At 60.7% G+C, this 17,261-nt stretch carries 29 protein-coding genes and 1 pseudogene; all 30 read left to right on the forward strand.

Translation table 11 applies throughout. From position 1 onward, the window contains the following. Positions 1-265 (forward strand): annotated as a pseudogene (tuf, locus tag ACIQ2A_RS16855) (elongation factor Tu); the annotation flags it as partial. A gap of 83 nt (positions 266-348) precedes the next feature. After that, on the forward strand, positions 349-657 hold the full coding sequence (gene rpsJ, locus ACIQ2A_RS16860; RefSeq protein WP_013166261.1) for a 30S ribosomal protein S10: 309 nt from the start codon (positions 349-351) through the stop codon (positions 655-657). Between the two features lie 54 nt (positions 658-711). Continuing rightward, positions 712-1,434 (forward strand): 50S ribosomal protein L3, encoded by a 723-nt coding sequence (rplC, locus tag ACIQ2A_RS16865; protein ID WP_398481249.1) that lies wholly within the window; start codon positions 712-714, stop codon positions 1,432-1,434. A gap of 1 nt (position 1,435) precedes the next feature. Then, positions 1,436-2,056 (forward strand): 50S ribosomal protein L4, encoded by a 621-nt coding sequence (rplD, locus tag ACIQ2A_RS16870; protein ID WP_398481252.1) that lies wholly within the window; start codon positions 1,436-1,438, stop codon positions 2,054-2,056. Further along, entirely contained in the window at positions 2,053-2,355 is a 303-nt protein-coding gene (locus ACIQ2A_RS16875) for a 50S ribosomal protein L23 (RefSeq protein ID WP_398481254.1), read from the forward strand. The genes rplD and ACIQ2A_RS16875 overlap by 4 nt, the downstream gene beginning before the upstream one ends. 12 nt (positions 2,356-2,367) lie before the next feature. After that, positions 2,368-3,201 carry a 50S ribosomal protein L2 gene (gene rplB, locus ACIQ2A_RS16880; protein WP_398481256.1) on the forward strand — a complete coding sequence of 278 codons (834 nt, stop codon included), beginning with the start codon at positions 2,368-2,370 and terminating at the stop codon, positions 3,199-3,201. 12 nt (positions 3,202-3,213) lie between these two features. Beyond that, on the forward strand, positions 3,214-3,489 hold the full coding sequence (gene rpsS, locus ACIQ2A_RS16885) for a 30S ribosomal protein S19 (RefSeq protein ID WP_398481259.1): 276 nt from the start codon (positions 3,214-3,216) through the stop codon (positions 3,487-3,489). An 11-nt stretch (positions 3,490-3,500) separates the two neighbouring features. Continuing rightward, positions 3,501-3,884: a 50S ribosomal protein L22 gene (gene rplV / locus ACIQ2A_RS16890; RefSeq protein ID WP_233022159.1), complete on the forward strand. Its 384-nt coding sequence runs from the start codon at positions 3,501-3,503 to the stop codon at positions 3,882-3,884. 17 nt (positions 3,885-3,901) lie between these two features. After that, positions 3,902-4,600, forward strand: a complete 699-nt coding sequence (rpsC, locus tag ACIQ2A_RS16895; RefSeq protein ID WP_398481262.1) for a 30S ribosomal protein S3 — start codon at positions 3,902-3,904, stop codon at positions 4,598-4,600. A 33-nt stretch (positions 4,601-4,633) separates the two neighbouring features. Continuing rightward, the gene (gene rplP / locus ACIQ2A_RS16900) at positions 4,634-5,047 is read left to right on the forward strand and encodes a 50S ribosomal protein L16 (RefSeq protein ID WP_398481264.1); all 414 of its coding nucleotides are present in this window, start codon (positions 4,634-4,636) and stop codon (positions 5,045-5,047) included. A gap of 10 nt (positions 5,048-5,057) precedes the next feature. Further along, the gene (gene rpmC, locus ACIQ2A_RS16905; RefSeq protein ID WP_211909022.1) at positions 5,058-5,267 is read left to right on the forward strand and encodes a 50S ribosomal protein L29; all 210 of its coding nucleotides are present in this window, start codon (positions 5,058-5,060) and stop codon (positions 5,265-5,267) included. A 10-nt stretch (positions 5,268-5,277) separates the two neighbouring features. Then, positions 5,278-5,523, forward strand: coding sequence for a 30S ribosomal protein S17 (gene rpsQ, locus ACIQ2A_RS16910; RefSeq protein WP_398471761.1), 246 nt, complete (start codon positions 5,278-5,280; stop codon positions 5,521-5,523). A gap of 38 nt (positions 5,524-5,561) precedes the next feature. Beyond that, on the forward strand, positions 5,562-5,930 hold the full coding sequence (gene rplN / locus ACIQ2A_RS16915; RefSeq protein WP_068731479.1) for a 50S ribosomal protein L14: 369 nt from the start codon (positions 5,562-5,564) through the stop codon (positions 5,928-5,930). Further along, positions 5,930-6,238 (forward strand): 50S ribosomal protein L24, encoded by a 309-nt coding sequence (gene rplX, locus ACIQ2A_RS16920; protein ID WP_398481267.1) that lies wholly within the window; start codon positions 5,930-5,932, stop codon positions 6,236-6,238. The genes rplN and rplX overlap by 1 nt, the downstream gene beginning before the upstream one ends. Continuing rightward, entirely contained in the window at positions 6,238-6,798 is a 561-nt protein-coding gene (gene rplE / locus ACIQ2A_RS16925) for a 50S ribosomal protein L5 (RefSeq protein ID WP_398481268.1), read from the forward strand. Before rplX ends, rplE begins: the two co-directional genes overlap by 1 nt. Positions 6,799-6,841: 43 nt before the next feature. After that, positions 6,842-7,147 carry a 30S ribosomal protein S14 gene (rpsN, locus tag ACIQ2A_RS16930; protein ID WP_398481270.1) on the forward strand — a complete coding sequence of 102 codons (306 nt, stop codon included), beginning with the start codon at positions 6,842-6,844 and terminating at the stop codon, positions 7,145-7,147. 14 nt (positions 7,148-7,161) lie between these two features. Then, the gene (gene rpsH, locus ACIQ2A_RS16935) at positions 7,162-7,560 is read left to right on the forward strand and encodes a 30S ribosomal protein S8 (protein WP_398481273.1); all 399 of its coding nucleotides are present in this window, start codon (positions 7,162-7,164) and stop codon (positions 7,558-7,560) included. Positions 7,561-7,573: 13 nt separating this feature from the next. Next, positions 7,574-8,107, forward strand: a complete 534-nt coding sequence (gene rplF / locus ACIQ2A_RS16940) for a 50S ribosomal protein L6 (protein ID WP_398481275.1) — start codon at positions 7,574-7,576, stop codon at positions 8,105-8,107. An 11-nt stretch (positions 8,108-8,118) separates the two neighbouring features. Further along, positions 8,119-8,481, forward strand: a complete 363-nt coding sequence (gene rplR / locus ACIQ2A_RS16945) for a 50S ribosomal protein L18 (protein ID WP_211909014.1) — start codon at positions 8,119-8,121, stop codon at positions 8,479-8,481. A gap of 65 nt (positions 8,482-8,546) precedes the next feature. Continuing rightward, entirely contained in the window at positions 8,547-9,119 is a 573-nt protein-coding gene (rpsE, locus tag ACIQ2A_RS16950) for a 30S ribosomal protein S5 (protein ID WP_398471755.1), read from the forward strand. 78 nt (positions 9,120-9,197) lie between these two features. Next, positions 9,198-9,392, forward strand: a complete 195-nt coding sequence (rpmD, locus tag ACIQ2A_RS16955; protein WP_398481278.1) for a 50S ribosomal protein L30 — start codon at positions 9,198-9,200, stop codon at positions 9,390-9,392. A 118-nt stretch (positions 9,393-9,510) separates the two neighbouring features. Continuing rightward, positions 9,511-9,999 (forward strand): 50S ribosomal protein L15, encoded by a 489-nt coding sequence (rplO, locus tag ACIQ2A_RS16960; protein ID WP_398481280.1) that lies wholly within the window; start codon positions 9,511-9,513, stop codon positions 9,997-9,999. A 163-nt stretch (positions 10,000-10,162) separates the two neighbouring features. Continuing rightward, entirely contained in the window at positions 10,163-11,494 is a 1,332-nt protein-coding gene (secY, locus tag ACIQ2A_RS16965; protein ID WP_398481282.1) for a preprotein translocase subunit SecY, read from the forward strand. After that, positions 11,491-12,456: an adenylate kinase gene (locus ACIQ2A_RS16970; RefSeq protein WP_398481284.1), complete on the forward strand. Its 966-nt coding sequence runs from the start codon at positions 11,491-11,493 to the stop codon at positions 12,454-12,456. Before secY ends, ACIQ2A_RS16970 begins: the two co-directional genes overlap by 4 nt. A 180-nt stretch (positions 12,457-12,636) precedes the next feature. Beyond that, a complete protein-coding gene (gene rpsM, locus ACIQ2A_RS16975) occupies positions 12,637-13,005 on the forward strand; it encodes a 30S ribosomal protein S13 (protein WP_398471748.1) in 369 nt (122 codons plus the stop codon). Between the two features lie 119 nt (positions 13,006-13,124). Then, entirely contained in the window at positions 13,125-13,514 is a 390-nt protein-coding gene (rpsK, locus tag ACIQ2A_RS16980) for a 30S ribosomal protein S11 (RefSeq protein WP_398481287.1), read from the forward strand. A 101-nt stretch (positions 13,515-13,615) separates the two neighbouring features. After that, positions 13,616-14,647 (forward strand): DNA-directed RNA polymerase subunit alpha, encoded by a 1,032-nt coding sequence (locus ACIQ2A_RS16985; RefSeq protein ID WP_398481330.1) that lies wholly within the window; start codon positions 13,616-13,618, stop codon positions 14,645-14,647. 199 nt (positions 14,648-14,846) lie between these two features. Beyond that, the gene (gene rplQ, locus ACIQ2A_RS16990) at positions 14,847-15,263 is read left to right on the forward strand and encodes a 50S ribosomal protein L17 (RefSeq protein WP_398481289.1); all 417 of its coding nucleotides are present in this window, start codon (positions 14,847-14,849) and stop codon (positions 15,261-15,263) included. A gap of 171 nt (positions 15,264-15,434) precedes the next feature. Continuing rightward, positions 15,435-16,229, forward strand: coding sequence for an SDR family NAD(P)-dependent oxidoreductase (locus tag ACIQ2A_RS16995; protein WP_398481291.1), 795 nt, complete (start codon positions 15,435-15,437; stop codon positions 16,227-16,229). A 153-nt stretch (positions 16,230-16,382) separates the two neighbouring features. Continuing rightward, positions 16,383-17,201 carry a c-type cytochrome gene (locus ACIQ2A_RS17000; RefSeq protein WP_398481293.1) on the forward strand — a complete coding sequence of 273 codons (819 nt, stop codon included), beginning with the start codon at positions 16,383-16,385 and terminating at the stop codon, positions 17,199-17,201. The last annotated feature ends 60 nt before the right edge of the window (positions 17,202-17,261 follow it).

Consider the following 17,261-nt stretch of genomic DNA (forward strand, 5'->3'; position numbering starts at 1 on the left):
AGAAGCTTACATTCTGACCAAGGACGAAGGTGGCCGTCACACCCCGTTCTTCACCAACTACCGTCCGCAGTTCTACTTCCGCACCACCGACGTGACCGGTGTGGTGCATCTGCCGGAAGGCACCGAAATGGTGATGCCGGGCGACAACATCGCCATGGAAGTGCACCTGATCGTGCCGATCGCGATGGAAGAGAAGCTGCGCTTCGCCATTCGTGAAGGCGGCCGCACCGTCGGTGCAGGCGTCGTCGCTTCGATCATCGAGTAATAGCGAATAGCGAATAGGGGGTGGCGAATGGAGTTCATTCGCTACTCGCCACTCACCAATCGCATTCTAAGGAAGACACGGCAATGAACGGCCAGAATATCCGCATTCGACTCAAGGCGTTCGACCATCGCATCCTCGATGCGTCGACCCGCGAGATCGTGAGCACGGCGAAGCGCACGGGTGCACAGGTCCGCGGACCGATCCCGCTGCCCACGCGCATCGAGAAGTTCACGGTCAACCGTTCGCCGCACGTCGACAAGAAGAGCCGCGAGCAGTTCGAGATGCGCACCCACAAGCGCCTCCTCGACATCGTCGATCCGACCCCGCAGACCGTCGATGCTTTGATGAAGCTCGATCTGGCCGCCGGTGTCGACGTCGAAATCAAGCTCTAAGAATTTTTTAGGTCCCGTCCGGTCAAACGGACAGAAAGAACAGGAAGCACGCCGATGCGCTCCGGAGTGATCGCACAGAAGGTCGGAATGACGCGGGTCTTTACAGAGGCCGGCGAACATATCCCCGTGACCGTTCTGAAGCTTGGCAATTGCCAGGTGCTGGGTCATCGCACCACCGAGAAGAACGGCTATGTCGCTCTGCAGCTCGGTTCGGGTTCGCGTAAGACCGTCTATATGCCCAAGGCCGAGCGCGGACAGTTCGCGGTCGCCAATGTCGAGCCGAAGCGCAAGGTCGCCGAGTTTCGCGTGTCGGAAGACGCGCTGCTCCCGGTCGGCGCCGAGATCCAGGCCGACCACTTCGTCGTCGGCCAGTTCGTCGACGTCACCGGCACCTCGGTCGGTAAGGGTTTTGCCGGCGGTATGAAGCGCTGGAACTTCGGCGGTCTTCGCGCCACGCACGGTGTGTCGGTGTCGCATCGTTCGATCGGTTCGACCGGTGGCCGTCAGGACCCGGGCAAGACCTTCAAGAACAAGAAGATGCCCGGTCACATGGGCGTCGACAAGATCACCACATTGAACCTGCGCGTCGTGCAACTCGATGTCGAGCGTGGCCTGATCCTCGTCGAAGGCGCCGTTCCCGGCTCCAAGGGCGGCTGGATCTCGGTCCGCGACGCCGTGAAGAAGGAACTGCCGAAGGACGCGCCGAAGCCCGGCAAGTTCAAGCTGGCAGGTGAGGGTGCTGTCGAAGCCCCGGCCGCTGAGCAGGAAGGAGCGTGAGATGAAACTGAACGTCACCACGCTTGAGGGCAAGGACGCCGGTTCGATCGAGCTGAACGAGGCCATCTTCGGTCTCGATCCGCGCACCGATCTGATCCAGCGTTGCGTCAACTGGCAGCTGGCCAAGCGCCAGGCCGGCACTCACAAGGCCAAGGGCCGCGCGGAAATCGCACGGACCGGCAAGAAGATGTACAAGCAGAAGGGCACCGGCGGTGCTCGTCACGGCTCGGCCCGCGTGCCGCAGTTCCGTGGCGGTGGTCGCGCCTTCGGTCCGGTCGTGCGTTCGCACGCGACCGACCTGCCGAAGAAGGTCCGCGCGCTCGCGCTCAAGCATGCTCTCTCGGCCAAGGCCAAGGACGGCTCGCTGATCGTGATCGAGAACGCGACCCTCGAGGCAGCCAAGACCAAGGCTCTGCTCGGTCACTTCTCGGGTCTCGGCCTGACCAATGCGCTGATCATTGATGGCGCCGAGGTTCATGTCGGTTTCGCTCAGGCGGCCCGTAACATCCCGAACATCGACGTGCTGCCGATCCAGGGCATCAACGTCTATGACATTCTGCGTCGTCAGAAGCTGGTCCTGACCAAGGCGGCGCTCGATGCGTTGGAGGCGCGCTTCAAATGACGAAGAATATCGATCCGCGCCACTACGACGTGATCGTGGCCCCGGTGATCACCGAGAAGGCGACCACTGCGTCCGAGTTCAACAAGGTCGTGTTCAAGGTCGCGAGCAAGGCTAGCAAGCCGCAGATTAAGGAAGCCGTCGAAAAGCTTTTCGACGTCAAGGTGAAGAGCGTGAACACGCTGGTGCGCAAGGGCAAGTCCAAGGCTTTCCGCGGCACTTTCGGTTCGCAGTCTGACGTCAAGCGTGCAGTGGTTACCCTCGAAGAGGGCCACCGCATCGACGTTACGACCGGTCTATAAGGCGGATAGACAATGGCACTGAAGACATTCAATCCCACGACGCCGGGCCAGCGCCAGCTGGTCATGGTCGATCGTTCGGCGCTGTACAAGGGCAAGCCGGTCAAGACTCTGACCGAAGGCAAGCACTCGGCAGGCGGTCGTAACAATACCGGTCGTATCACTGTCCGCTTCCGCGGCGGTGGTCACAAGAAGACCTACCGTATCGTCGACTTCAAACGCACCAAGCTTGACGTGCCGGCGAAGGTCGAGCGTCTTGAATACGATCCGAACCGCACCGCGTTCATCGCGCTGATCAAGTACGAAGACGGTGAGCTCGCCTACATCCTGGCGCCGCAGCGTCTGGCCGTCGGCGACACCGTGATCGCCGGCAACTATGTCGACGTGAAGCCGGGCAATGTCATGCCGCTCGGCAACATGCCGATCGGCACGATCGTACATAACGTCGAGATGAAGATCGGCAAGGGCGGTCAGATCGCCCGTTCGGCTGGCACCTATGCCCAGCTGGTCGGCCGTGACCATGACTACGTGATCATCCGTCTGAATTCGGGCGAACAGCGCCTGGTTCACGGTCGTTGCACCGCCACCATCGGCGCTGTCTCGAACCCGGATCACATGAACACCTCGATCGGCAAGGCCGGTCGTACCCGCTGGCTCGGCTGGCGTCCGCATAACCGCGGCGTCGTCATGAACCCGATCGACCATCCGCATGGTGGTGGTGAAGGTCGTACCTCGGGTGGTCGTCACCCGGTTACGCCCTGGGGCAAGCCGACCAAGGGTAAGAAGACCCGTTCGAACAAGTCGACAGACAAGTTCATTCTCATCAGCCGCCACAAGCGGAAGAAGTAAGGATCGCCGGACATGGTTCGTTCAGTCTGGAAAGGCCCGTTCGTTGAGGGTTCTCTGCTCAAGAAGGCAGATGCCGCACGTTCGTCTGGCCGTCATGAAGTGATCAAGATCTGGAGCCGTCGCTCGACGATCCTGCCACAGTTCGTCGGACTGACCTTCGGCGTCTACAATGGTCAGAAGCACGTTCCTGTTGCCATCAACGAGGAAATGGTTGGTCACAAGTTCGGCGAGTTCTCGCCGACCCGTACCTTCCATGGCCACGCCGGCGACAAGAAGTCCAAGAAGTAAGGCGCACAGCTATGAGCAAACCAAAGCGCGAACGGGTTCTCCCGGATAACGAAGCCAAGGCAATCGCCCGCATGCTGCGCGTCAGCCCGCAGAAGTTGAACTTGGTGGCGCAGATGATCCGCGGTCGAAAGGCCTCGGCAGCCCTCGCAGATCTGCAATTTTCGCGCAAGCGGATCGCAGTTGATGTAAAGAAGTGCCTCGAATCGGCGATTGCAAACGCCGAGAACAATCATGACCTCGATGTTGACGCGCTGATCGTCTCCGAGGCGCATGTTGGCAAGGGCATCGTTATGAAGCGTTTCTCACCGCGCGGCCGTGGTCGTTCGGGTCGTATCTTTAAGCCGTTTGCGCAGCTGACGATCGTCGTTCGTCAGGTCGAAGCTGAAGCCGCGTAAGCAGGCAGGAGAGTAAGATGGGTCAAAAGATCAATCCAATCGGTCTGCGCCTCGGCATCAACCGGACCTGGGATTCTCGCTGGTACGCCGGCAAGAACGAGTACGGCAAGCTGCTGCACGAAGACATCAAGATCCGTGAGATCCTGCACAAGGAGCTCAAGCAGGCGGCCGTCGCCAAGATCATCATCGAGCGCCCGCACAAGAAGTGCCGCGTCACGATCCAGTCGGCTCGTCCGGGTGTCGTGATCGGCAAGAAGGGCGCCGACATCGACAAGCTTCGCAAGAAGGTTGCCGACATCACCGCGTCGGACGTCGTGATCAACATCGTCGAAATCCGCAAGCCGGAACTCGACGCAACCCTGGTTGCAGAGTCCATCGCGCAGCAGCTCGAGCGCCGCGTTGCGTTCCGCCGCGCCATGAAGCGCGCCGTTCAGTCGGCGATGCGTCTCGGCGCCGAGGGCATTCGTATCAACTGCTCGGGTCGTCTGGGTGGTGCAGAAATCGCACGTATGGAATGGTATCGCGAAGGTCGCGTGCCGTTGCACACGCTGCGCGCCGACATCGATTACGGTGTGGGTACCGCGTTCACGACCTTCGGCACTTGTGGCGTGAAGGTCTGGATCTTCAAGGGTGAGATCCTCGAGCACGATCCGATGGCCCAGGACAAGCGTATGGCTGAAGGCGACAATTCGCGCCCGCGCCGCGACGCTGCCTGAGCGTACAAATTTAGGGATTGAGGCGTTACAGCCATGATGCAACCAAAGAAGACCAAGTTCCGCAAGGCGCACAAAGGCCGTATCCACGGCGTTGCGTCGTCTGGCGCGACACTGGCTTACGGCCAGTTCGGCCTGAAGGCGATGGCCCCTGAGCGGATCACCGCCCGTCAGATCGAAGCTGCCCGTCGTGCACTGACCCGTCACATGAAGCGCGCCGGTCGCGTTTGGATCCGGATTTTCCCGGATCTGCCGGTGTCGAAGAAGCCTGCTGAAGTCCGCATGGGCTCCGGCAAGGGTTCGCCGGAATTGTGGGTGGCGCGCGTGAAGCCGGGCAAGCTGATTTTCGAGATCGACGGCGTCACGCCGCAGATCGCAAAGGAAGCCATGACCCTTGCGGCCGCCAAGCTTCCGATCAAGACGCGCTTTGTGCAGCGTATTGCCGAGTAAGGATTGAGCCATGGCTGAAATGAAGACCAGCGATATCCGCGCTATGAGCCAGGACCAGATGGACGATGCCGTCCTCAACCTGAAGAAAGAGCGCTTCAACCTGCGTTTCCAGCGCGCCACCGGGCAGCTGGAAAACACCTCGCGCCTGCGTGAAGCTCGCCGCGACATCGCACGTATCAAGACCATCGCCGCGCAGAAGCGCGACGGCAAGTCGAAGTAAGGGGCCGCACATGCCGAAACGTACTCTGCAGGGCGTGGTCGTCAGCGACAAGCAGGCGAAGACCATCGTGGTCCGCGTTGACCGTCGCTTCACACACCCGATCTACAAGAAGACCATTCGCCGCTCGAAGAACTACCACGCGCATGACGAGAACAATCAGTTCAAGCCAGGCGACACCGTGTGGATCGAAGAGAGCAAGCCGATCTCGAAGTTGAAGCGCTGGACGGTTGTCCGGGGCGAACAGAAAACTGCTTAATCCGCGCTTAGCGCATAATCAGAGGACGAGGTGCATCAATGATTCAGATGCAGACCAACCTCGACGTGGCCGATAATTCAGGCGCACGCCGTGTCATGTGCATCAAGGTGATTGGGGGATCCAAGCGCCGTTATGCATCCGTTGGCGACGTTATTGTCGTATCGATCAAGGAAGCCATCCCGCGCGGGAAGGTGAAGAAGGGCGACGTCATGAAGGCCGTCGTGGTGCGTGTCCGCAAGGACATCCGCCGTCCGGACGGATCCGTCATCCGCTTCGATCGCAACGCAGCCGTGCTGATCAACAATCAGTCCGAGCCGATCGGGACCCGTATCTTTGGGCCCGTGCCGCGCGAGCTGCGCGCCAAGAACCACATGAAGATCATTTCGCTTGCGCCGGAGGTGCTGTAATGGCTGCCAAGATCCGCAAGGGTGACAAAGTCATCGTTCTGACCGGTCGTGACAAGGGTCGCACCGGTGAGGTGTTCGAAGTGCGCCCGACCGAAGGCAAGGCGCTGGTGCGCGGCGTCAACCTGGTGAAGCGTCACCAGAAGCAGTCGCAGACCCAGGAAGGCGGCATCATCTCGAAAGAGGCGCCGATCCAGCTGTCGAACATCGCTATCGTTGGCGCGGACGGCAAGCCGACCCGCGTCGGTTTCAAGATTCAGGCAGACGGCACCAAGGTGCGTGTCGCCAAGCGTTCGGGAGCAGAGATCTGATGTCTGAGACCGCATACACTCCGCGCCTGCGCGCACAGTATGACGAGAGCATTCGCGCCAAGCTGATCGAACAGTTCGGCTACGAGAACGTCATGCAGGTTCCGCGCCTGGACAAGATCGTCCTCAACATGGGCGTTGGCGAAGCCGTCAACGACCGCAAGAAGGCCGAAACCGCCGCTGCCGACCTCTCGCTCATCGCGGGTCAGAAGGCTGTGGTGACCTATTCGCGCGTTGCTATCGCGACCTTCAAGCTGCGTGAAAACCAGCCGATCGGCGCCAAGGTGACGTTGCGTAAGGCAAAGATGTACGAGTTCATCGATCGTTTGGTGAACGTCGCCCTGCCGCGCGTCCGCGACTTCCGCGGCCTCAATGGCAAGAGCTTCGACGGCCGTGGCAACTACTCGCTCGGCCTCAAGGAGCACATCATTTTCCCGGAAATCGATTTCGATAAAGCCGGGGATTCGCCGTTGGGCATGGACATCACGGTGTGCACGACCGCACGCACGGATGACGAAGCCCGCGCTTTGTTGACCGCTTTCAATTTCCCGTTCCGGCAGTGAGCAGCTTCACAGCTTCTCAAACGCGGTAACCCAGGAGCCAAGCATGGCAAAGAAGAGTTCAATCGAAAAGAACAACCGTCGGAAGAAGATGTCCGCGAACGCTGCGCCGAAGCGCGCGCGTCTCAAGGCCATCATCGCCGACAAGGAAAAGCCGATGGAAGAGCGGTTCGCCGCGACCCTGAAGCTTGCCGAGATGCCCCGCAATTCGTCCGTGGTTCGCGTCATGAACCGCTGCGAAGTGACCGGTCGTCCGCACTCGGTCTATCGTCTCAACAAGCTCAGCCGTATCGCGCTGCGTGAACTCGGCTCCAAGGGCCTGGTTCCCGGCCTGGTCAAGTCGAGCTGGTAAGGGGAGGGTCGCACATGTCCACACACGATCCGATCAGCGATCTCATCACCCGCATCCGCAATGCGCAGATGCGCACCAAGTCCAAGGTTTCGACCCCGGGCTCCAAGATGCGCGCCAACGTGCTCGAAGTTCTGAAGACCGAAGGTTACATCCGTGACTTCGCTTCGATCGAGCATGCCAATGGCCGCTCCGAGCTCGAAATCGAACTGAAGTATTTCGATGGCGAGCCGGTCATTCGCGAGATCTCGCGCGTGTCCAAGCCGGGCCGCCGCGTTTACGTCTCCGTGAAGAACCTGCCGCGCGTTCGTAACGGGCTTGGCATTTCGGTTCTGTCGACGCCGAAGGGAATTATGGCTGACCACGCCGCGCGAGACGCGAATGTGGGCGGCGAAGTTCTCTTCACGGTGTTCTGAGGAAGGATAGCTCATGTCCCGTGTAGGCAAGAAGCCCGTCGCGATCGCCGCTGGCGTTACCGCGAATATCGAAGGGCAGACCGTCAAGATGAAGGGCCCGAAGGGCGCTCTTCAGTTCGTCGTCCACGACGACGTCTCGGTCGAATTGAAGGACGGCAAGATCACCGTCGCTCCGCGTGCGGAAACCAAGCGCGCGCGTTCACTCTATGGTACCGCCCGCGCGCAGATCTCGAATCTGCTCGAAGGCGTCACCAAGGGCTTCGAGAAGAAGCTCGAGATCACCGGCGTCGGTTACCGCGCCGCGCTCCAGGGCAAGAACCTGCAGCTCGCGCTCGGCTACAGCCACGACGTGGTCTACCAGATCCCGGAAGGCATCACGATCACGGTTCCCAAGCCGACCGAGATCAATGTCGCCGGTATCGACTCGCAACGCGTCGGTCAGGTTGCTGCTGAGATCCGCAGCTATCGTCCGCCAGAGCCCTATAAGGGCAAGGGCGTTCGTTATTCCGACGAATTTATCTTCCGCAAGGAAGGCAAGAAGAAGTAACGGAGCGGGTCATGTCGAAACTCAAGATTACGAATGCCCGGCGCAAGCAGCGCGTCCGTCTGGCCATTCGCCGCAATGCCAATGGTCGTCCGCGTCTGTCGGTGTTCCGTTCGTCGAAGCACATCTATGCGCAGGTCATCGATGACCTGAAGGGCGAGACGCTGGCTTCGGCTTCTTCGCTGGAGAAGGGTCTCCGCGATGGTGGCAAGACCGGTGCGGATGTCGATGCGGCGCAGGCCGTCGGCAAGCTCCTCGCCGAGCGCGCCGTCAAGAATGGCGTCAAGGAAGTGATCTTCGATCGTGGGCAGTATCTGTACCACGGTCGCGTCAAGGCGCTGGCAGATGCCGCTCGCGAAGGCGGGCTGAGCTTCTAAGCGTTTTGTATTCAACGAATTGAACGGACACAGAAGCGAAAGCTTCGCAAAGATTGGAAAACACCATGGCAGGTGAACGCGAACGCGGCGGACGCGACCGGGGCCCCCGGGAAGAGCGTGATAGCGAATTCGTCGACAAGCTCGTCCACATCAACCGTGTGGCGAAGGTCGTTAAGGGCGGTAAGCGTTTCGGCTTCGCCGCGCTGGTCGTCATCGGCGATCAGAAGGGTCGGGTTGGTTTCGGTCACGGTAAGGCCCGTGAAGTCCCGGAAGCGATCCGCAAGGCAACCGACAGCGCCAAGCGCAACCTGACGCGCGTCGCTCTGCGCGAAGGCCGCACGCTGCATCACGATATTGCTGGCCGCCACGGTGCGGGCCGCGTCTATCTGCGTGCAGCGCCGGCCGGTACCGGCATCATCGCTGGTGGCCCGATGCGCGCCGTGTTCGAGACGCTCGGCATCCAGGACGTTGTCGCCAAGTCGGTCGGCTCGTCGAATCCGTACAACATGGTTCGCGCCACTTTCGACGCGCTGAAGCATCAGGATTCGCCGCGTTCGGTCGCCGCTCGTCGTAACCTCAAGGTTTCTACTCTGCAGTCGCGCCGCGTTGGCACCGATGCGGAAGTGGTTGCCGAGTAAGTGGCCTGATCCCGGAAAAGTGGTTTTCCGGTTTTCCGTCGGGATCATGCCGACTTAAGCTTTCTTCGGAGTATGACGATGGCCAAGGCCGCTACAAAGACAATCAAGGTGGAGCAGATCGCCAGCGCGATCCGCCGTCACCACTCGCAGCGCTCGACCCTGGTCGGCCTGAAGCTCAACAAGATCGGCCGCGTGACCGAACTTCAGGACTCTCCTGAAGTGCGCGGCATGATCGCCAAGGTGCAGCACCTCGTCCGCGTGGTCGAGGACTAAGGACTTTCACGTCGTCTCAAGCCGGCCACACGGTTGCCGCAAGGATGACACTGGTTTTTCGGCAGAAATGGCCTTTCAGGCCGCTCCGGAAGGGCAGGACGCAACAGGAAACAGAACGATGAAGCTCAGCGATATCGCCGATAACGCCGGCTCCCGTAAGAAGCGTATGCGCATCGGCCGCGGCATTGGCTCCGGCAAGGGCAAGACCGGCGGCCGTGGCGGCAAGGGCCAGACCGCACGTTCGGGCGTGCGCATCAAGGGCTTCGAAGGCGGTCAGATGCCGTTGCATCGGCGTCTGCCGAAGCGCGGTTTCAACAATATCTTCCGTCTCGACTTCACCGAGATCAACCTGGATCGTCTCCAGGATGCGATCGAGAGCAAGAAGCTCGATGCGTCGGGTACGATCACCGCAGCCTCGCTGGTCGAAGCCGGCGTGATCCGCCGCGTCAAGGACGGCGTGCGCGTGCTCGGCCGTGGCGAAATCAAGGCCAAGCTGGTTCTTGAAGTTGCCGGTGCGTCGAAGTCCGCGATCGAAGCGATCGAGAAGGCCGGCGGCAAGGTGACCATCCTTGCGCCCGCCAAGAAGGAAGACGGCGAAGCCGCCTGATGCCTGCGCGCCGCCTGCGTCAGCAGGCGGCCTTGCGCGGTGTTCGGGTAGATTTTATCTCCGCTAGATTCTATCACTACCGAGCATCAAATAACGTCCGGCCTCGACCGGTGTCGCGATCACGCTGACACCGCGGTTCTTGAGGTGCGGGAGAAAGTCCGACATGGCCTCCGCAGCAGAGCAACTCGCCTCCAATCTCAACTTTGCCGCGCTCGGCAAGGCCGAAGAACTGAAGAAGCGCATCTGGTTCACACTGGGTGCGCTGCTTGTTTATCGGCTTGGTACCTATATTCCGCTGCCCGGCATCGATCCGTCGGCATGGGAGCAGGTGTTCCGCCAGCAGGCCGGCGGCATCCTCGGCATGTTCAACATGTTCGCGGGTGGCGGCATCAATCGCATGGCGATTTTTGCGCTGAATATCATGCCGTATATCTCGGCATCGATCATCATCCAGCTTCTGACCACCGTGTCGCCACAGCTCGAAGCCCTCAAGAAAGAGGGTGAAGCCGGCCGCAAGACGCTGAACCAGTATACCCGCTACCTGACCGTCATCCTGGCTGCCTTCCAGTCCTACGCCATCGCGGCGGGGCTGCAGAGCGCCGGCAATGTCGTCAGCGAGCCCGGCATCTTCTTCCTGATCTCGGCGTCGGTGACGCTGACCGGCGGCACCATGTTCCTGATGTGGCTGGGTGAGCAGATCACCTCCCGCGGCATCGGCAACGGCATCTCGCTGATCATCCTGGCCGGCATCGTGGCCGAACTGCCGGCGGCGATCGCCAACATGCTCGAACTCGGCCGTCAGGGCGCATTGTCGACCGGCCTGATCCTGGTCGTGATCGTGATGGCCGTCGTCGTGATCGCCTTCATCGTCTTCGTGGAACGCGCCCAGCGCCGCCTGTTGATCCAGTATCCGAAGCGTCAGGTCGGCAACAAGATGTTCGAAGGCCAGTCCTCGCATCTGCCGCTGAAGCTGAACACATCGGGCGTGATTCCGCCGATCTTCGCATCGTCGCTGCTGCTGCTGCCCGCCACCATTGCCAGCTTCAATGCAGGCAAGGGACCGGAATGGTTCCAGATGATCACCACGCAGCTCAGCCACGGCCGTCCGCTGTTCCTGGTGCTGTATGTCTCGCTGATCGTGTTCTTCGCGTTCTTCTATACGGCGATCGTGTTCAATCCGACCGAGACCGCCGACAATCTGAAGAAGCATGGCGGTTTCATTCCGGGCATCCGTCCCGGTGAGCGGACCGCGGAATATATCGACTACGTGCTGTCGCGTATCACTGTGGTCGGCGCTGCCTATCTCGCGATCGTCTGCTTGATCCCGGAAATCATGATCTCCTATGCTGCAGTCCCGTTCTACTTTGGCGGCACCTCGCTGCTGATCGTGGTCAGCGTGACCATGGATACGGTCGCCCAGGTGCAGGGCCACTTGCTGGCGCACCAGTATGAAGGTTTGATCCGTAAGTCGAAGCTGAAGGGCCGCCGTAAATGAGACTGATTCTTCTCGGGCCGCCGGGGGCGGGCAAGGGAACACAGGCACAGCGTCTCGTGACGCGCCACGGGATCGTGCAGCTCTCGACGGGCGACATGCTCCGTGCAGCCGTGGCTGCCGAGACCGAGATCGGTCTCAAGGCAAAGGATATCATGGCCGCTGGCGGTCTGGTGCCCGACGAGGTGGTGATCGGAATCATTTCGGATCGCATCGAGCAGGCGGATGCCTCCAATGGCTTCATCCTCGACGGCTTCCCGCGCACCGTGCCGCAGGCCGAAGCGCTGGATGTGTTGCTGAAGTCCAAGGGCCTCAATCTGGACGCCGCGGTCGAGCTGCGGGTCAATGAGAGCGCGCTGCTTGAGCGCGTGGAAACGCGCGTCGCCGAAATGATGGCGCGTGGCGAGGCCGTTCGTGCGGACGACACGCCGGACGTGCTGTCGAAGCGCCTGGCTGCCTATCGCGCGTCCACCGAGCCGCTGATCGATTACTATTCCGAGAAGCGCAAGCTGATCACCATCAATGGCATGATGTCCATCGACGAGGTGACGCTGGAAATCGACCGCGTGCTCGCTGCGATTCGCGACGATAGCGGTTCGGCCAAGCCTGCTCGCAAGGCTGCCAAGAAGGTGCCGGCCAAGAAGTCGGCTGCGCCGAAAAAGGCCGCCAAAGCCAAGGCGGCCAAGGCCCCGGCAAAGAAGGCTGTGAAGGCTCCGGCAAAGAAGGCCAAGGTCGCTAAAAAGGCGGCCAAGAAGGTGGTCAAGAAGGCCGCCAAAAAGGCCGTGAAAGCGCCAAAGAAGGCCGGCAAGGCCGCGTCCAAGGCCAAAACGACGAAATCCACCAAGAAAACCGTCAAAAAGGCGGCCAAAACGGTGAAAAAGACGGTCAAAAAGGCGGTCGCGAAAGTCGCCAAGAAATCAGCCAAGTCCGTGCGAAAGCTCGCGAAAAAGCGAGCGAAGCGCTAGGGGCGGTTGACGTACCTGAGTTGTGTCTCTAAATACGGCCCTCATCCAGTCGGAAGATTCCAGACGATGCCGGGCCCCACTGAAATGAGGGACGGGCGTCGTATTCGCGCATTGTGAATGCCCGCCCGACAAAATGAAGATAATGCCAGTTCATGATCGGCTGGTGACAGGAGAGAAGTTGTGGCCCGTATCGCCGGTGTAAACATCCCGACCAACAAGCGCGTCCTGATCGCGCTGCAGTACATTCATGGTATCGGCCAGAAGAACGCTGCCGACATCATCGAGAAGGTGAAGATCGCTGAGGATCGTCGCGTCAATCAGCTGAGCGACGCTGAAGTGCTTCAGATCCGTGAAGTCATCGACCGCGACTATCTGGTCGAGGGCGATCTCCGTCGCGAGACGGGCATGAACATCAAGCGTCTGATGGACCTCGGCTGCTATCGCGGCCTGCGCCATCGTCGCGGTCTGCCGGTTCGTGGCCAGCGCACGCATACCAATGCGCGCACCCGCAAGGGTCCGGCCAAGGCCATCGCAGGCAAGAAGAAGTAATTTAGCGCTGACCGCGGGCAGGGAGTGGCGATCACGTCGCCGCTCCCTGTTCGTCGTTTGCATTTTTCGGTGTAGCCGCTGGCAATACGGCGGCGTTGATATCTCTAGAAAGGTCTACCATGGCAAAGGAAGCCACCCGCGTCCGTCGTCGCGAACGCAAGAACATCGCGTCGGGCGTCGCTCACGTCAACTCGTCGTTCAACAACACCACCATCACCATCACCGACGCGCAGGGCAACACCATTGCCTGGTCCTCGGCTGGCACGATGGGCTTCAAGGGCTCGCGCAAGTCGACCCCGTATGCCGCGCAGGTCGCTGCTGAAGACGCGTCCAAGAAGGCGCAGGAACACGGCATGCGCACCCTCGAAGTCGAGGTTGGCGGTCCGGGTTCGGGTCGTGAATCGGCGCTCCGCGCGCTGCAGGCCGCCGGCTTCACCGTCACCTCGATCCGTGACGTGACCTCGGTGCCGCACAACGGCTGCCGCCCGCGCAAGCGTCGCCGCGTCTAATACCGATTTGAATTGCGGGTGGCTCGGCCGCCCGCAATTGCGTTTGCCGTATCTTTACGCGGACTTATTCCGCGATCTCCAAGCCAGAGAGTTCGATGGCCATGGGTGACCCAGTGACGATTCAGAAAAATTGGCAAGAGCTTATCCGCCCCAACAAGCTGCAGGTTACCCCTGGCAGCGATCCGACCCGTTTTGCGACCCTCGTCGCTGAGCCGCTCGAGCGTGGTTTCGGCCAGACCCTCGGCAACGCGCTGCGCCGCATTCTTCTGTCGTCGCTGCAGGGCGCTGCCGTGCAGGCCGTGCACATCGATGGCGTGCTGCACGAGTTCTCGTCGATCGCCGGCGTGCGTGAAGACGTCACCGACATCGTGCTGAACGTGAAGGACATCGCGATCAAGATGCAGGGCGAAGGCCCGAAGCGTATGGTCGTGAAGAAGCAGGGTCCGGGCGCCGTCACCGCTGGCGACATCCAGACCGTCGGCGACGTCACCGTCCTCAATCCCGACCTGCAGCTCTGCACCCTCGACGATGGCGCTGAAATCCGCATGGAATTCACCGTTGCCGGCGGCAAGGGCTATGTCGCTGCCGAGCATAACCGTCCGGAAGACGCGCCGATCGGCCTGATCCCGGTCGACAGCCTGTACTCGCCGGTCCGCAAGGTCAGCTACAAGGTCGAGAACACCCGTGAGGGCCAGATCCTCGATTACGACAAGCTCACCATGACCATCGAGACCAACGGCGCGCTGACGCCTGAGGACGCGGTTGCCTATTCGGCTCGCATTCTGCAGGACCAGCTCAACGTGTTCGTGAACTTCGAAGAGCCCCGCAAGGAAGTTGCTCAGGAAGTTATCCCGGATCTCGCTTTCAACCCGGCCTTCCTCAAGAAGGTGGACGAGCTCGAGCTCTCGGTGCGTTCGGCAAACTGCCTGAAGAACGACAACATCGTTTACATCGGCGACCTCGTGCAGAAGTCGGAAGCGGAAATGCTCCGTACCCCGAACTTCGGCCGCAAGTCGCTGAACGAAATCAAGGAAGTGCTGGCCCAGATGGGTCTGCATCTCGGCATGGAAGTGCCCGGTTGGCCGCCGGAGAATATCGACGAGCTGGCCAAGCGCTTCGAAGACCACTACTGAGACCCGCTCTCGTCATCCTGGGGCGCCGAAGGCGAACCCGGGATCTCGAAGTGTTTTGCTTTACGATCACCTCGACGAAATTCCGGATCGCTGCTTTGCAGCGTCCGGAATGACCGTAAGGTGAGGGCGAACGCAGGCAGCCCACCTGCAACATGATGTCCGACGAACCGTCGCGGCAATTGAATAGAGGACTACTTCCATGCGTCACGGCAAGGTTCATCGCAAACTCAACCGCACCGCAGAACACCGCAAGGCGATGTTCGCCAATATGTGCGCGTCGCTGATCAAGCACGAGCAGATCGTCACCACGCTGCCGAAGGCCAAGGAGCTCCGCCCGATCGTGGAGAAGCTGGTCACCCTCGGCAAGAAGGGTGGCCTCGACAAGCGCCGCCAGGCCATCAGCGAGATGAAGGATCTGGATCAGGTCCGCAAGCTGTTCGACGTGCTGGCCAAGCGCTACGCTGATCGTCAGGGCGGTTACACCCGCATCATCAAGGCCGGCTTCCGCTACGGCGACAACGCCCCGATGGCCGTGATCGAATTCGTCGATCGCGACGAAGACGCCAAGGGCAAGGATTCGGGCCCGGTGCAGGGCGGCGAAGCCGAAGCGGCATAAGCTGCGGATAGATAAGAGTTTTGAAAGCGGCGCCTTCGGGCGCCGTTTTTGTTTGTAGGGTGGGCCCGCTGCGCTTTGCCCACCCTACAGTCGCTCACCGCCGCGTGACCGTCATTGCGACTCCACATCCCAGTTCCGATATCAGCTCCACCCTCACTCATGGAGCATCCAATGAAGATCGATCTCACCGGCAAGACTGCACTCGTCACAGGCTCCACCGCAGGCATTGGCCTTGCCATTGCAAAGGGCCTCGCTGGCACCGGCGCTGATGTCGTGGTCAACGGCCGCAGCCAGGCCAAGGTCGATGCTGCCATCGCCACGATCGCGAAGGCGGTCCCCGGCGCCAAGGTGAAGGGCGTTGCGGCTGACGTCTCGACCGCCGAAGGCTGCAAGGCTCTGGTTGCCGCGCTGCCTGACGTCGATATCCTCATCAACAATGCCGGCATCTTCGAGCCCAAGGGCTTCTTCGATATTCCGGATGAAGACTGGACGCGCTTCTTCGACGTCAATGTGATGTCGGGCGTCCGGCTGTCGCGCGCTTATATGCAGGGCATGTTGAAGCGCAATTGGGGGCGTATCGTTTTCATCTCGTCGGAGTCCGGCCTCAACATTCCGAGCGAGATGATCCATTACGGCATGTCGAAGACGGCGCAGCTGTCGATCTCACGCGGTCTAGCCGAACTCACCAAAGGCACGGCGGTGACCGTGAACTCGGTGCTGCCAGGGCCGACCATGTCGGAAGGCGTCGAGACGTTCGTGAAGGATCTTGCCAAGCAGAAGGGCGAGTCGGTCGAGGAAGCCGCAACGAATTTCGTCAAACAAAACCGTCCGACCTCGCTGATCCAGCGTTTTGCCAGCGTGGATGAGATCGCCAACATGGTCGTCTTCGTGAGTTCGAAGGAAGCGTCGGTCACCAATGGCGCCGCGCTGCGGGCCGAAGGCGGCATCGTGCAGACGATCGCTTGACACATCAGCGCGCGTTCTCTGAAGGCGCGCTGATCATTTTCTGAAATTTGCAATACGTCTGTCTCCGCCGCTTCTCCTGCAGTTGAGGGTATGATTTTCTGGTCGTCTATCGGCTGGAATTCGACCTTGGGGGCATGTGTGCGGAGACGGATCATGGGAGCGCTGCTGGCGCTCTGGGCGACAACTGCGACGGCGGAGACGCTGGTCGAGCGCGGCGCCTATCTTGCCGACGTCATGACCTGCCACAATTGCCATACGCCGCGCGGAGCAAGCGGGTTCGACGTCTCGCGCGTGCTGTCAGGTGGTCAGCAACTATTCGATGAACCGGCCTTCAAGGTCTCCGGAGCGAATATCACGCCGGACAAGGAAACAGGCATCGGTCATTGGACCGATGCCCAGCTCAAGACATTCCTGGTCACTGGTACGAAGCCCGACGGAATCGACGCCGCACCGATCATGCCGACGGCGTTCTATCCGGTGCTGACGCCGCGCGATCTGGACGCGCTTGTCGCCTATTTGCGTTCGGTCCCTGCTATTCGCCGCGAGATGCCGACGCCTGAATATCGCGTGAAGCTCGAGCGGGAAAAGCCGCCATATGTCGGGGCGCAGATGCGGGATGCGGACATGACCGATCCGCTCAAGCGGGGCCGCTATCTCGTCGCCATCGCGCATTGCCTGGAATGTCATACACCTCGAACCCCAGGCGGGCACGACTATGCAGGCGCTGCAGGCAAGGGCGGCAAATTGTTCAAAGGGCCGTGGGGACAGGTCATCTCTGCGAATATCACATCGAGTCCGGCCGATGGTCTTGGCCAATGGCGTGACGATGAAATTCGTCGAGCAATCACCGAAGGTATTTCACGTGACGGGCGCAAGCTGAAGCCGCCGATGGGGTACGCTTCATATGCAAAGATGACGCGGCAGGATCAGGATGCGATCGTTGCGTTCTTGCGGACACTGCCGCCGCGCTAGCCCGCTGCATCATCGTAACACAAAAGGCGGCGCCGGAGCGCCGCCTTCATTCATGATGGG

Source organism: Tardiphaga sp. (genome assembly GCF_044336785.1).
Lineage (GTDB): Bacteria > Pseudomonadota > Alphaproteobacteria > Rhizobiales > Xanthobacteraceae > Tardiphaga.

What these genes read in the sequence shown, in the direction of transcription:
- rplQ (WP_398481289.1), top strand. Translation starts at nt 14,847, where the DNA reads ATGCGTCACGGCAAGGTTCATCGCAAACTCAACCGCACCGCAGAACAC.
- ACIQ2A_RS16875 (WP_398481254.1), top strand. Translation starts at nt 2,053, where the DNA reads ATGACGAAGAATATCGATCCGCGCCACTACGACGTGATCGTGGCCCCG.
- rpsC (WP_398481262.1), top strand. Translation starts at nt 3,902, where the DNA reads ATGGGTCAAAAGATCAATCCAATCGGTCTGCGCCTCGGCATCAACCGG.
- rpsN (WP_398481270.1), top strand. Translation starts at nt 6,842, where the DNA reads ATGGCAAAGAAGAGTTCAATCGAAAAGAACAACCGTCGGAAGAAGATG.
- rpsS (WP_398481259.1), top strand. Translation starts at nt 3,214, where the DNA reads ATGGTTCGTTCAGTCTGGAAAGGCCCGTTCGTTGAGGGTTCTCTGCTC.
- rplV (WP_233022159.1), top strand. Translation starts at nt 3,501, where the DNA reads ATGAGCAAACCAAAGCGCGAACGGGTTCTCCCGGATAACGAAGCCAAG.
- ACIQ2A_RS16970 (WP_398481284.1), top strand. Translation starts at nt 11,491, where the DNA reads ATGAGACTGATTCTTCTCGGGCCGCCGGGGGCGGGCAAGGGAACACAG.
- rplO (WP_398481280.1), top strand. Translation starts at nt 9,511, where the DNA reads ATGAAGCTCAGCGATATCGCCGATAACGCCGGCTCCCGTAAGAAGCGT.
- rpsH (WP_398481273.1), top strand. Translation starts at nt 7,162, where the DNA reads ATGTCCACACACGATCCGATCAGCGATCTCATCACCCGCATCCGCAAT.
- ACIQ2A_RS17000 (WP_398481293.1), top strand. Translation starts at nt 16,383, where the DNA reads ATGGGAGCGCTGCTGGCGCTCTGGGCGACAACTGCGACGGCGGAGACG.
- rpmD (WP_398481278.1), top strand. Translation starts at nt 9,198, where the DNA reads ATGGCCAAGGCCGCTACAAAGACAATCAAGGTGGAGCAGATCGCCAGC.
- rplF (WP_398481275.1), top strand. Translation starts at nt 7,574, where the DNA reads ATGTCCCGTGTAGGCAAGAAGCCCGTCGCGATCGCCGCTGGCGTTACC.
- rplX (WP_398481267.1), top strand. Translation starts at nt 5,930, where the DNA reads ATGGCTGCCAAGATCCGCAAGGGTGACAAAGTCATCGTTCTGACCGGT.
- rpsQ (WP_398471761.1), top strand. Translation starts at nt 5,278, where the DNA reads ATGCCGAAACGTACTCTGCAGGGCGTGGTCGTCAGCGACAAGCAGGCG.
- rplB (WP_398481256.1), top strand. Translation starts at nt 2,368, where the DNA reads ATGGCACTGAAGACATTCAATCCCACGACGCCGGGCCAGCGCCAGCTG.
- rpsE (WP_398471755.1), top strand. Translation starts at nt 8,547, where the DNA reads ATGGCAGGTGAACGCGAACGCGGCGGACGCGACCGGGGCCCCCGGGAA.
- rplD (WP_398481252.1), top strand. Translation starts at nt 1,436, where the DNA reads ATGAAACTGAACGTCACCACGCTTGAGGGCAAGGACGCCGGTTCGATC.
- secY (WP_398481282.1), top strand. Translation starts at nt 10,163, where the DNA reads ATGGCCTCCGCAGCAGAGCAACTCGCCTCCAATCTCAACTTTGCCGCG.
- rplE (WP_398481268.1), top strand. Translation starts at nt 6,238, where the DNA reads ATGTCTGAGACCGCATACACTCCGCGCCTGCGCGCACAGTATGACGAG.
- ACIQ2A_RS16995 (WP_398481291.1), top strand. Translation starts at nt 15,435, where the DNA reads ATGAAGATCGATCTCACCGGCAAGACTGCACTCGTCACAGGCTCCACC.
- rpmC (WP_211909022.1), top strand. Translation starts at nt 5,058, where the DNA reads ATGGCTGAAATGAAGACCAGCGATATCCGCGCTATGAGCCAGGACCAG.
- rplC (WP_398481249.1), top strand. Translation starts at nt 712, where the DNA reads ATGCGCTCCGGAGTGATCGCACAGAAGGTCGGAATGACGCGGGTCTTT.
- rplP (WP_398481264.1), top strand. Translation starts at nt 4,634, where the DNA reads ATGATGCAACCAAAGAAGACCAAGTTCCGCAAGGCGCACAAAGGCCGT.
- rpsJ (WP_013166261.1), top strand. Translation starts at nt 349, where the DNA reads ATGAACGGCCAGAATATCCGCATTCGACTCAAGGCGTTCGACCATCGC.
- rplR (WP_211909014.1), top strand. Translation starts at nt 8,119, where the DNA reads ATGTCGAAACTCAAGATTACGAATGCCCGGCGCAAGCAGCGCGTCCGT.
- rplN (WP_068731479.1), top strand. Translation starts at nt 5,562, where the DNA reads ATGATTCAGATGCAGACCAACCTCGACGTGGCCGATAATTCAGGCGCA.
- rpsK (WP_398481287.1), top strand. Translation starts at nt 13,125, where the DNA reads ATGGCAAAGGAAGCCACCCGCGTCCGTCGTCGCGAACGCAAGAACATC.
- ACIQ2A_RS16985 (WP_398481330.1), top strand. Translation starts at nt 13,616, where the DNA reads ATGGGTGACCCAGTGACGATTCAGAAAAATTGGCAAGAGCTTATCCGC.